Annotated in this window: 13 protein-coding genes; 12 read left to right on the top strand and 1 reads right to left on the bottom strand. The window is 65.7% G+C overall.

All coding sequences use genetic code 11. The features are described 5' to 3' along the window. Positions 1-17 precede the first annotated feature (17 nt). On the bottom strand, positions 18-962 hold the full coding sequence (locus tag ACETK3_RS16555) for an ANTAR domain-containing response regulator (RefSeq protein ID WP_237429620.1): 945 nt from the start codon (positions 960-962) through the stop codon (positions 18-20). 313 nt (positions 963-1,275) lie between these two features. Between ACETK3_RS16555 and ACETK3_RS16550 the strand changes: the two genes are divergently transcribed. The 12 genes from ACETK3_RS16550 (at position 1,276) to ACETK3_RS16495 (ending at position 11,608) form a co-directional block, all read left to right on the top strand. Next, entirely contained in the window at positions 1,276-2,802 is a 1,527-nt protein-coding gene (locus ACETK3_RS16550; protein ID WP_237429621.1) for an alpha-N-arabinofuranosidase, read from the top strand. 58 nt (positions 2,803-2,860) lie between these two features. Further along, complete coding sequence (locus tag ACETK3_RS16545; protein WP_236800654.1) at positions 2,861-3,448, top strand: HhH-GPD-type base excision DNA repair protein; 588 nt, start codon at positions 2,861-2,863, stop codon at positions 3,446-3,448. Then, positions 3,448-4,452 (top strand): LacI family DNA-binding transcriptional regulator, encoded by a 1,005-nt coding sequence (locus ACETK3_RS16540; protein ID WP_237429622.1) that lies wholly within the window; start codon positions 3,448-3,450, stop codon positions 4,450-4,452. Before ACETK3_RS16545 ends, ACETK3_RS16540 begins: the two co-directional genes overlap by 1 nt. 100 nt (positions 4,453-4,552) lie before the next feature. Further along, positions 4,553-5,110 carry a cysteine hydrolase family protein gene (locus tag ACETK3_RS16535; RefSeq protein ID WP_237429623.1) on the top strand — a complete coding sequence of 186 codons (558 nt, stop codon included), beginning with the start codon at positions 4,553-4,555 and terminating at the stop codon, positions 5,108-5,110. Positions 5,111-5,204: 94 nt separating this feature from the next. Then, positions 5,205-5,507 carry an urease subunit gamma gene (locus ACETK3_RS16530; protein ID WP_236800658.1) on the top strand — a complete coding sequence of 101 codons (303 nt, stop codon included), beginning with the start codon at positions 5,205-5,207 and terminating at the stop codon, positions 5,505-5,507. 11 nt (positions 5,508-5,518) lie between these two features. Beyond that, on the top strand, positions 5,519-5,872 hold the full coding sequence (locus tag ACETK3_RS16525; RefSeq protein ID WP_237429624.1) for an urease subunit beta: 354 nt from the start codon (positions 5,519-5,521) through the stop codon (positions 5,870-5,872). Continuing rightward, the gene (gene ureC, locus ACETK3_RS16520) at positions 5,869-7,599 is read left to right on the top strand and encodes an urease subunit alpha (RefSeq protein WP_373993191.1); all 1,731 of its coding nucleotides are present in this window, start codon (positions 5,869-5,871) and stop codon (positions 7,597-7,599) included. Before ACETK3_RS16525 ends, ureC begins: the two co-directional genes overlap by 4 nt. A gap of 33 nt (positions 7,600-7,632) precedes the next feature. Further along, positions 7,633-8,118: an urease accessory protein UreE gene (ureE, locus tag ACETK3_RS16515; RefSeq protein ID WP_237429626.1), complete on the top strand. Its 486-nt coding sequence runs from the start codon at positions 7,633-7,635 to the stop codon at positions 8,116-8,118. Positions 8,119-8,262: 144 nt separating this feature from the next. Then, positions 8,263-8,931 (top strand): urease accessory protein UreF, encoded by a 669-nt coding sequence (locus ACETK3_RS16510; RefSeq protein ID WP_237429627.1) that lies wholly within the window; start codon positions 8,263-8,265, stop codon positions 8,929-8,931. A gap of 24 nt (positions 8,932-8,955) precedes the next feature. Next, entirely contained in the window at positions 8,956-9,573 is a 618-nt protein-coding gene (gene ureG / locus ACETK3_RS16505) for an urease accessory protein UreG (RefSeq protein WP_373993190.1), read from the top strand. Between the two features lie 146 nt (positions 9,574-9,719). Next, positions 9,720-10,550: an urease accessory protein UreD gene (locus ACETK3_RS16500; RefSeq protein WP_373993219.1), complete on the top strand. Its 831-nt coding sequence runs from the start codon at positions 9,720-9,722 to the stop codon at positions 10,548-10,550. Then, positions 10,550-11,608: a HoxN/HupN/NixA family nickel/cobalt transporter gene (locus ACETK3_RS16495; protein ID WP_373993189.1), complete on the top strand. Its 1,059-nt coding sequence runs from the start codon at positions 10,550-10,552 to the stop codon at positions 11,606-11,608. The genes ACETK3_RS16500 and ACETK3_RS16495 overlap by 1 nt, the downstream gene beginning before the upstream one ends. Positions 11,609-11,643 lie beyond the last annotated feature (35 nt).

The following is an 11,643-nucleotide window of genomic DNA, read 5'->3' as shown; positions in this document are numbered from 1 at the left end:
GTGGCCAGCGGGCGTGGCTAGCGGCCGAAGTGGGAGTGCGGCGTGCCTTCCGGCAAGCGTTCAAGGATGTCCTCGGCCACCTTGCGCACCTTGATGTTCCGGTGGCTGGATGCCTTGGCCAGAATGGAAAACGCCTCCTGGTAGGAGCACCTGTTCTGGGCCATGATCACTCCGCAGGCCACATTGATGGAGGTGCGGCTGTCCAGGGCTGACCGGAGATCGGTGGCCAGCGAACGGGCGGCGTGCAGGTTAATGGCCATCTGCAGGCTTTTGGTCGCCAGGGCGGCGAAGGTGCGTGCTTCCGCGATGGCCTGGAGCGGGAAGGCCTTTGCGTCCTGAGCGAAGAAGGCGAGCGCGGCGCTGGACTCACCGAGCTCAGTATTGCCGGGGATCCCGTCGTCAGCCGGAACGTCCGCGTCAAGGCGCAGCCGCACTGCAAGGGCGCTTCCGAAACCGGCAGACTGCAGCTGGGTGGAATATTGCTTCCACCGGAAGTCGCCGTTCCTTTGGAGTACCGCTACCGGGTGGCCGCCAGACATTACATCGGTCACCGGCCCCTCGGCCATCTCGCGTTCCCAGTCCAGCAGGCGGACCACTTCCCCCGAGGTGCCGGTGATGGCCGGGCTGCGCTTGGGCTGGCGCAGCACCAGTCCGCAGCCGACGTCCAGGTTGGTGGTCCTGGCCACGTGCCCTGCGGACGCTGCCACCAGCAGATCCAGGGAATCGGACAGGGTCTGTGCGCCGTTGACCAGGTCCAGCAGGAGGCCCGGGTTAGTGGCCGCGACCTGGTCATGGCTGGCCTTCAACAGCGGTGTCCGGCCCCTTTGGAGGTCCGAAGGGGCGAAAGGGCCGGCGACGGCTGGGGGAGAGTCCTTGGTCTCGAAGGACTCCTCGTCGCCGGCCCCGCCTATTACCCGGGTCCTGTGGACCGGGAAGCCTGGGCCTACATGTCGTGCGTGCATTGGCAGTCTCACACCCCCTAGTGAGCCAAGTACCGAGAACCAGAACGGGTCTTGTCTCTGGTAAAGAAACCTAATTGCCCTCCGGCCCCCCGTGAATGCGTAGCTGGTACCTGTCTTTTCGGTTAGGTGGTACTTGGGAGCCCGGGGTTCGGGGCCGGGTTCGGGGTCTTGCCGCAGGCTACCCTGCCTTCCGCTCCTGCCGCACCGCAGAAATGCCCTGCGGGATTGGGTTTGGTACACCCCTTGACGGGCGGAGCGGCACCCCCAACAATATTTCTATAACGTTGTACATATCTAAACCGAGGATACCTTCGTGACCCAGCCAGAACCTGCTGCAGCAAAAATCACCCTTGACCCCTCGTTCGTTGTGGGGCCCGTCCGCCGTCGTACTTTCGGGGCCTTCGTTGAGCACCTTGGCCGGTGCGTGTACACCGGAATCTTCGAGCCGGACCACCCGGACGCCGACGAGGACGGCTTCCGCAAGGACGTCCTGGCGCTGACCCGCGAGTTGGGGGTGTCCACCGTCCGCTATCCGGGCGGCAACTTTGTCTCCGGCTACCGCTGGGAGGACGGCGTGGGTCCGGTGGACCAGCGCCCTGTGCGGTTGGATCTGGCCTGGCACTCCACCGACCCCAACACCGTGGGTGTGGACGAGTTTGCCAAGTGGTCCGCTAAGGCCGGAGTGGAACCGATGATGGCCGTCAACCTGGGAACCCGTGGTATCCAGGAGGCGCTGGACCTGCTGGAATACACCAACATCGACGGCGGCACCGCCCTTTCGGAGCGGCGGCGCGCCAACGGGGCGGCGGACGGCTACGGCATCAAGATGTGGTGCCTGGGCAACGAAATGGACGGCCCGTGGCAAATCGGCCACAAGAACGCGCTGGAGTACGGCCGGCTCGCCGCGGACACCGCCCGGGCAATGCGCATGGTGGAGCCGGACCTGGAGCTGGTTGCGTGTGGCAGCTCCGGGCCCACCATGCCCACGTTCGGTGAGTGGGAGCGGGTAGTGCTGTCCGAAACCTATGAACTGGTGGACCTGATCTCCGCGCACCAGTACTTCGAGGACTTCGGCGACCTGCAGGAACACCTCGCTGCCGGGCACAAGATGGAAGCCTTCATCCGGGACCTCGTGAGCCACATCGACCACGTGAAGTCGGTGAAGAAGTCCACCAAGCAGGTGAACATCTCCTTCGATGAGTGGAATGTCTGGCACATGAGCCGGGACGAATCCAAGGTGCCCACCGGCAAGGACTGGCCGGTGGCACCCGTGCTGCTGGAGGATACCTACACGGTGGCCGACGCCGTGGTGGTGGGGGACCTGCTGGTCACGCTGCTCCGGAACACGGACCGCGTCCACTCGGCCAGCCTGGCGCAGCTGGTGAACGTCATCGCGCCCATCATGACCGAGCCCGGTGGGCGGTCCTGGAAGCAGACCACCTTCCACCCCTTCGCGCTGACCTCCCGGCACGCGTCCGGCACGGTGCTGCAGCTCGCCGTCGAATCCCCGCTTGTCAGCGCCGGCAAGACGGCAGACTTCGCCGCGCTGTCCGCCGTCGCCACGTATGACGCGGACAAGGGCGAAGCGGTGGTGTTCGCTGTGAACCGCTCGGCAGACTCCGCGCTTACCCTGGATGCTGCCGTGGCCGCGCTGGGCAACGTCCGCGTGGTTGAGGCGGTGACCTACGCCAACAAGGATCCCTACTGGCAGGCCAGTGCCGACGATTCCACGTCCGTCCTGCCCTCCGAAAACGGAACAGTAAAGGTCGACGGCGGCCGCCTCACCGCCGAGCTTCCGGCCGTGTCCTGGTCCATGATCCGGTTGGCTGTCGGCGCCTGACACGGCGGCTGGGAAGGCGGGGGCGTCCTTATGACGACGGCGGGCCGCAGGTGGGAGGATGGACGGCATGGAACTGCACATCACGGGGGATCCCGCCGCGGACAAGTTGTTGAGTGAGGACGCCTTCGCCCTGCTGACCGGCATGTTGCTGGACCAGCAGGTCACCATGGAATCCGCCTTCGCGGGGCCGGAGAAAATCCGGACCCGCATCGGGTCGCTGGAGCCCGGGGCCATTGCCGCACATGATCCGGCTGCGTTCGTGGAGATGTTCAAGGAGCGCCCCGCCGTCCATCGCTTTCCCGGCTCCATGGCCGCGCGGGTGCAGGCGCTCGCCGAGGCAGTCCAGAGCGAGTGGGACGGCGACGCCGCAGCCATCTGGACCAAGGGATCGCCGGACGGCGCCGAGGTGCTGCGCCGGCTCAAGGCCCTGCCCGGTTTCGGGGAGCAGAAGGCCAGGATCTTTTTGGCCCTGCTTGGCAAGCAACGCGGCCTTGAGGCGCCGGGGTGGCGGGAAGCAGCGGGCCACTACGGCGAGGAAGGCTCCTACCTCTCCGTAGCGGACATTGTGGACCCGGAGTCCCTGGCCAAGGTCCGCGCCAGCAAGCAGGCGGCCAAGGCCGCGGCGAAGGCAGGAAAAGAGCGTTAATGGCTGTCACCATGAACGACGTTGCGAGGGCCGCAGGTGTTTCCCTCAAGACCGTTTCCAACGTCCTGAACGACTACGAATTCATCCGGCCTGCCACCAAGCAGCGCGTGCAGGATGCCATCGCGGAACTGGGCTACGAGGCGAACCTCACCGCCCGCAGCCTCCGGTCCGGCAAGACCTCCATGCTGGGCCTGGTCCTGTCCGACCTCTCCGCGCCCTACTACGCCGAGCTGGCGTCCAAGCTGATGAAGGCCGCGTCCCGCCACGGCTACCGGGTGATGGTGGAGCAGTCCGACGCCGAGCCGTCGGTTGAGCTGGGCGCCCTGCAGGGGACCTTCCGCCAGCTCACCGATGGGCTGTTGTTCACGCCCCTGGTGGTGGACGCAGATGCCATTGCCGAGCGTGCAGGCAAGAAGCCGCTGGTGATGCTCGGCGAGCACATCATGGACCCGCGCTTCGACCTGGTCACCATGAAGAACGAGGAAGCCGCGGCTGCGCTGACCAGGCACCTGCTGGGTGGCGGCCGCCGTCGTATTGCCGTGGTCGGCGCCAACACCGGGGAGTCTGCCGGGACCTCGGGCCTGCGCCTGAACGGCTACCGGAAGGCGCTGGAGGAGGCGGGAGTTCCGTTCGACGCCGCGCTGATCGCCCCCGCCGAGTGGCGCCGTGATACCGGTGCCGCCGCCGTTGCCGGGCTCCTGGAGTCCGGTGTGGAGTTCGACGCCGTCTTTGGACTGAATGACGTACTGGCACTCGGTGCCATGCACGAACTGCTGATCCGCGGCGTCAAGGTGCCGCAGGACGTGGCGGTGGCCGGCTTTGACGACATCGACGAGGCCCGGTTCGCGTCCCCGTCCCTGACCACCGTCTCGCCGGGCATGGACGAGATCGCCGAGCGTTCCATCGACCTGCTGCTGGACCGGATCGCCGGCCGCGAGACGTCGGAACAGGGTGTGCATGTGGAGGCCGGGTTCGAGCTGAAGGTCCGGGAGTCCGCTCCCTAACTGAACCGCACGGCACATGCCGCCTCAAAGAAGGGGGTTTCACGTGCCCCGCGCACGGGTATCTTTCCGGAAAACCGGCTCAACGAGGAAAGGTGCCCACATGATTGCCCTCCTGGTCATCGACATGCAGAACGCATTCTTCGAAACACCCGAACTGGCAGCCCAGCAGGAGCGGGTGGTGAGTGAATGCAACCGGCTGCTGGAAGGGTTCAAAGCGGCCGGACATGGTGCGCTCCTTGTGGGCACCGAACACGAGCGGGACAAGTCCACGTGGACCCTCAGCATGCTTGACGACGACCAGGGGTTTATCTTCCGCGGCAGCGAGCAGGCCCAGTCGGTGCCGGGCCTCATCAAGGAGGACCTGCCCCAGCTGAACAAGACGAGGGACAGTGCGTTCATCGGCACCAACCTGCTGGCGCGGTTGCGGAACTGGGGCGCCGGGGAAGTGGTGCTCGCCGGTGTCTCCACGCACAACTGCATCGCCCAGACCGCCGCGGACGCCTTCGCGCACAACATCCGGGTTACCTACGCCAGGGATGCCATGGCCTCGGAGGCTGACCAGGACGCTGCCGACATGCTCCGCATCCTTTCCGCCACGTACCGCCAGCCCATCCAGTCCAGTGATGAGATCCTCGCCCGGCTCAGCGAAACGAAGTAGGCAGGCGAACAGCCTGTACTGATACTCCCGAAACCTGGTGGAAACCTGCCGGGCTTACGCTGGCAGCACGCCCCAGGCCGTCGAAGGGAACCCCATGCATCTGATGCCGCGTGAGCAGGAAAAGCTCCTGATCGTGGTGGCCGCCGACCTCGCCCGCCGGAGGCAGTCCCGCGGCCTCCGGCTCAACTACCCCGAAGCAGTGGCCATCATCAGCTACGAACTGATTGAGGGCGCCCGCGACGGCCGCAGCGTTGCCGACCTGATGAGCTACGGCACCACGCTGCTCAGCCGCGAAGACGTGATGGAGGGCGTGCCGGAGATGATCCACGACGTCCAGATCGAGGCCACCTTCCCCGACGGCACCAAACTGGTCACCGTCCACAACCCCATCCGGTAAGGAGTGCGGCAATGATTCCAGGCGAGTACGTCCTCAGGCGAGAGCCCGTGACCGCGAATGCGGGCAGGGAGGCCATCGAGGTTGCCGTGACCAACACCGGCGACCGGCCCGTGCAGGTGGGTTCCCACTTCCATTTTGCCGAGGCCAATGCGGCCCTGGCCTTTGACCGGGAGGCAGCCTACGGCCGGCGCCTGGACATCCCGGCGGGGACGGCTGCCCGGTTCGAGCCGGGAGACTCACGCACGGTCCGGCTCATCGAACTGGCCGGCCGCCGCGAGGTCTACGGGCTCAGCAACGCGGTCAACGGAAAGCTCGACGGCGGTATCCGCCAGGGTGGTCCGGTCGCGGAAGGGGACAGCAAGTGAGCTTTGAGATTCCGCGCCGGCAGTACGCCGACCTGTACGGACCGACCACCGGGGACAAAATCCGCCTGGCCGACACCGAGCTGTTCCTCGAGATCGAGAAGGACCTCACCGTCTACGGCGAGGAAGTGGTGTTCGGCGGCGGCAAGGTGATCCGCGACGGCATGGGCCAGAACGGCCAGGCGACCCGGGATGAGGACGTTCCGGACACCGTGATTACCAACGCGGTCGTCCTGGACTACACGGGCATTTACAAGGCTGATGTGGCACTGAAGGACGGCCACGTCTTCAGGATCGGCAAGGCCGGAAACCCGCAGATCACCGACGGCGTGGACATCGTCATCGGCGCCAGCACCGAAATCATCGCCGGGGAACGGAAAATCCTCACCGCCGGCGGCATCGACACCCATATCCACTTCATCTCCCCGGACCAGATCCCCACGGCCCTGGCCAGCGGCGTGACCACCATGATCGGTGGCGGCACCGGCCCTGCCGAAGGCACCAAGGCCACCACGGTGACGCCGGGCAAGTGGCACATCCAGCGGATGCTGCAGGCCGCCGAGGCGTTCCCCATGAACATCGGCCTGTTCGGCAAAGGCCACGCATCCGCCGTCGAACCCCTGGCCGAGCAGATCCGCGCCGGCGCCATCGGGCTGAAAGTCCACGAGGACTGGGGCGCCACCACCTCATCGATCGACACCTCGCTGAAGGTGGCTGACGAGTACGACGTCCAGGTGGCCATCCACACCGATACCCTCAACGAGTGCGGCTTCGTGGAGGACACCATCCGCGCCATCGACGGCCGCGTCATCCACACCTTCCATACCGAAGGTGCCGGCGGCGGGCACGCCCCGGACATCATCAAGATCGCGGGAATGCCCAACGTCCTGCCCGCCTCCACCAACCCCACGCTGCCGTACACGCGCAACACCATCGAAGAGCACCTGGACATGCTGATGGTCTGCCACCACCTCAACCCTGACATTCCCGAGGATGTGGCCTTCGCCGATTCCCGCATCCGGGCCGAGACCATCGCCGCCGAGGACGTGCTGCAGGACCTGGGCATCTTCTCCATCACGTCCTCCGACTCACAGGCCATGGGCCGGGTGGGTGAGGTCATCACCCGCACCTGGCAGGTGGCGGACAAGATGAAGAAGCAGCGCGGGGTGTTGGAGGATCACGACGGCGGGACGCACGGCAGTGCCGACAGCGACAACTTCCGGCTCAAGCGCTACGTGGCCAAATACACCATCAACTCGGCAATCGCCCAGGGCATCGCGGACTCCGTCGGTTCCGTGGAGGTGGGCAAGTTCGCTGACCTGGTGCTCTGGGACCCGGCGTTCTTCGGCGTCAAACCGGAGCTCGTCCTCAAGGGCGGCCAAATCGCCTACGCCCTGATGGGGGACGCCAACGCCTCCATCCCCACCCCACAGCCGCGCACCATGCGGCCCATGTTCGCCACCTTCGGAAAAGCCGTACAGCAGTCCTCCATCACCTTCCTGTCCACGGCGGCGATCGCCGCCGGCGTGCCCGAGGAGCTCGGCCTCGAAAAGGTCATCCGGCCCGTCTCCGGCATCCGGAACCTCACCAAGGCCGACCTCAAATACAACGACGCCACCCCGGACATCCAGGTGGACCCGGAAACCTACCAGGTGACTGTCGACGGCGAGGACGTCACCTGCGAGCCGTCCGACGTGCTCCCCATGGCGCAGCGGTACTTCCTCTTCTAGTCCCGCGAACTCCACACCCCTGAAAGAAACCACGTGATCATCGAACGAGTCCTCGGCAACCTCCATGACTTGCCCGAAACCGACCTCGCCGCCTATGCCGGGCTGCACCGCGAGAAGGTCATCCTGCCCAGCGCCCAGCTGGTCAAACGCATACAGCGCGCCACCACGGACCACGGCAAGGAAATCGGCATCCGCCTCCCCTCCGGCGCCGGCGACCTCCGCGACGGCGACATCCTCCACGTCGAAGAAACCAACATGATCGTGGTGTCCGTCCTGCCCACCGACGTCCTGGTCATCGCGCCCCGCACCATCACCGAAATGGGCGTCACCGCACACTCCCTCGGCAACCGTCACCTCCAGGCGCAGTTCTTCGATGCGGAGAGTGAGTATGGGGCCGAAGTCATGGTGTGCGCTTACGACCACACCGTCGAGGACTACCTCATCCACGCCGGTGTGCCCTACAGCCGACAGGAACGCGTCCTCCCTGTACCTTTCCGCCATGCTGAGCACTCGCACTAACTCTTCAGCGCTAGGCGCTTCAAACAATTCCTTGGGTGGGTGCGCCGCCCCGGGATGGGGGCCGTGCCCGCTTCGCGGTGCCCGCCACGCCGCGGCCCCCATCCCCGGGCGTCGCTTGCTTGCCTCGGCTTGGGTGCGCCTTTCGTGAGCGGGTATCAGCTTGCCCTCCAGCAACTGGTTGATTCCGCCTTGCCTACCGGGGCTTTTGCTCACTCCTTTGGGTTTGAGACGTACATCGATCGGGAGCTCGTTTTTGATGAGGGGTCCTTCGGGCTCTGGCTCGATGCCTTCGTCGGCCAGCAACTGACGTATTCGGATGGGCTTGCTGTTCGGCTGTTTTATGACGGGGCTGAACTTGGGGAGCTGGATTCTCTTCTTTCTGCTTGCCTGTTGCCTCGGCAGGTTCGGGAGGCTTCCCTCAAGATGGGGTCCCGGCTGCTCGAGATTGGCGGGGAGGTGTTTCCCTCACCTGCGCTGGGACTGTACCGGGACCTGGTGGCCACTGGGCGGGCCGCGGGGCACCAGCCGCTGGCGTTCGCCGTCGTCGTCCGCTCCCTGGGCGTGCCGCTCGAGGAAGCGCTGGCCGCCTACCTCTTCGCCACCGTCACGTCCCTGACGCAGAACGCCGTCCGTGCTATCCCCCTGGGCCAGAATGCCGGGCAGCGGGTCCTGCGGAAAGCGCACGACGACGTCGCTGCCGCCATCGAAGTGATCGCCCGCCTCACGCCGGACGACTTTGGGGCCGTCAGCCCCGGACTGGAAATCTCACAAATGCGGCACGAACGCCAGCGTGCCCGGATGTTCATGAGCTGACTGGCTCAAAGTAGGAGGAACACCATGACTGAACCCATCAAAATCGGCATCGGCGGACCCGTCGGCGCCGGCAAGACCCAGCTCGTGGAACGGCTTACCCGGCACATGAGCGGCGGCATCTCCATGGCCGCCATCACCAACGACATCTACACCATCGAGGACGCCAAAATCCTCGCCGCCAACGGCATCCTCCCCCTGGACCGGATCATCGGCGTGGAAACCGGCGGTTGCCCCCACACCGCCATCCGCGAAGACACCTCCATGAACACGGCCGCCATCGAGGAACTCAAGGCCCGGCACCCGGACCTGCAGGTCATCTTCGTTGAATCCGGCGGCGACAACCTCTCCGCCACCTTCAGCCCCGAACTCGTCGACTTCTCCATCTACATCATCGACGTGGCCCAGGGCGAAAAAATCCCCCGCAAAGCCGGCCAGGGCATGATCAAGTCCGACCTCTTCATCATCAACAAGACCGACCTCGCACCACATGTCGGAGCCGACCTCGCCGTCATGGAGCGCGATTCCCAGGAGTTCCGCGGCAACAAACCGTTCTGCTTCACGAACCTGAAAACCGACGAAGGGCTCGACAAGGTCATCGACTGGATCCGCCACGACATACTGATGCTTGATTTGGCGCAGTAGACATGGCGTCAATCCACCTGCACGAAGGTGACGTACACGCTGAGGCGGCGAGGCCGGATTTTGGGGCCGCGGCGTGGCGGGCACCGCGAAGCGGGCACGGCCCCAAATCCGGCGAAGCCGCCGGACCCAGCCACGAACAGTCACCGATGGGGCGGCTCGAGCTTGGCGTCAGTCTGCGGGGCCGGCGGTCGGTTGCCTCGCGTCAGTTTCACCAAGGGGCGCTTCGGGTTATGCGGCCGCACTATCTCGATAACTCTGGGCAGGTCTGCTACGTCGTCGTGAATCCTGGCGGGGCTTATCTTGGGGCGGATCTCTTTCTTCTTGATGTGGAGGTGGGGGACTCTGCTTCGTTGTTGTTGACTACCCAGTCCGCTACCAAGGTTTATCGGACTCCCGGGTCTTTTGCTGAGCAGCGGCTGGCTGTGCGTTTGGGGGAGGGGGCGCGGGTGGAGCTGATGCCGGACCAGCTCATCGCGTACCGGGAGGCCAGCTACCGGCAACGGACCTCCGTGACCCTCCGGCCGTCATCGTGCCTTGTCATGGCTGAGGTGGTGACCCCGGGCTGGTCGCCGGACGGTGCCGTCTTCCGGTACGAGGAAGTCCGGCTGCGGAATGAGATCCGGGTCGAAACTGGGACCGGTACCGAACTGCTGGCGCTGGACAACCTGCTGATCCGGCCGCCGCTGGGCGATGTCGCCGGGCTGGGGTTTATGGAGGGCTTCAGCCACCTGGGCTCGCTGGTGGTGGTGGATCCACGGGTGGACCAGGCGCTCGCCGACGAACTGCACCAGTTGACGCAGCCGTTCGACGCCCGGACCGGCCTCTCGCTGACCCGCACCATCGGCGGAACCACCGGGCTGGTGCTGCGCAGCCTGTCGAACAGCACCGAAGAACTCAACCGGCTGCTCAGCGCCTGCGCCAACCTCCTCCGGGAACGCTGGTTCGGCCAGGGGCCCCTGGACCTGAGGAAGCATTGATGGCCGGCATCGCTGCTGTCTACCGGGACCGGGACTCGCTGCCGCTACGGACCCGGGCGCTCTTCACCTTTGGTGCCGTGGCCGCGCTGCACGCTGCCGCCGTCGTCCTTTTGCTTGCCGGAACCCGGACCGGGGGCGGCGGGGCGCTCTCCTGGGGACTTGTCCTCACCGCCTACCTGGCTGGCGTAAAGCACAGCTACGACTGGGATCACCTTGCCGCCATCGACAACTCCACCCGGAAGTTCGTGGCACAGCGGCAGCATCCGGTGAGCGTGGGCTTCGCGTTCAGCCTGGGCCATAGTTCGGTGGTGACCCTGGCCGGGGTGCTGGTGATCGCCGGTGCATCCCTGGTTGGCGGCCTGATGGCGGACGGTACGGCCGGTAACCTGGTGCTGGGGCTGATCGGCAGCGGTGTATCCGGGCTGTTCCTGCTGGCCATGGGGCTGTTCAACGGCTCGGCTTTCACCCGCTCGGCCGCTGCTTTCCGGCGTTCCCGGACCGGAGTAGCCATCGATCCGCGGGACCTGGAACCGCAGGGACTGGTGGCGCGGCTGCTTTCGCGGCCGCTGTCCAGGGTGCGCCGGCCGCGGAACATCTACGTGATCGGCTTCCTCTTTGGGTTGGGTTTCGATACCGCCACCACCATCGGGCTGATGATGATGACGACGGCGGCGTCCCTGGCCGGGGTGCCCCCGTTCGCCCTGCTCGCCCTCCCGCTCGCCTTCGCAGCCGCGATGACGCTGTGTGATTCGGTGAACGGCATGGCGATGATGCGGATGTACCGTTCGGCACTGGCTGACCCGCGGCGGAAGCTTGGCTTCAATGCTGTGGTGACGGGCATCTCCGCCGTCTCGGCCCTGTTCATTGCCGTAATCACTTTGGCCGGCTTCTTTCACGCCGCATTCGGCCTGCATGATCCGGTGACGGCATGGCTTTCATCGATCGACCTGGGCGACGCCGGCCTGCTGCTGGTGGCGCTGCTGCTGGCCGTCTGGGGCGGAGCGTCACTGGTCTCGTTGCGGTCCCGGAACAAAGTCGTGCAGTCCACCAACACATAGGGGCGCGGTGCCGGCCCTGATGGCCAACACCGCGC

It is taken from the genome of Arthrobacter sp. E44 (assembly GCF_041877125.1).
GTDB lineage: Bacteria > Actinomycetota > Actinomycetes > Actinomycetales > Micrococcaceae > Arthrobacter.
The sequence above is the reverse complement of the archived record's forward strand: the minus strand, read 5'-3'. Positions and strand labels throughout refer to the sequence as shown.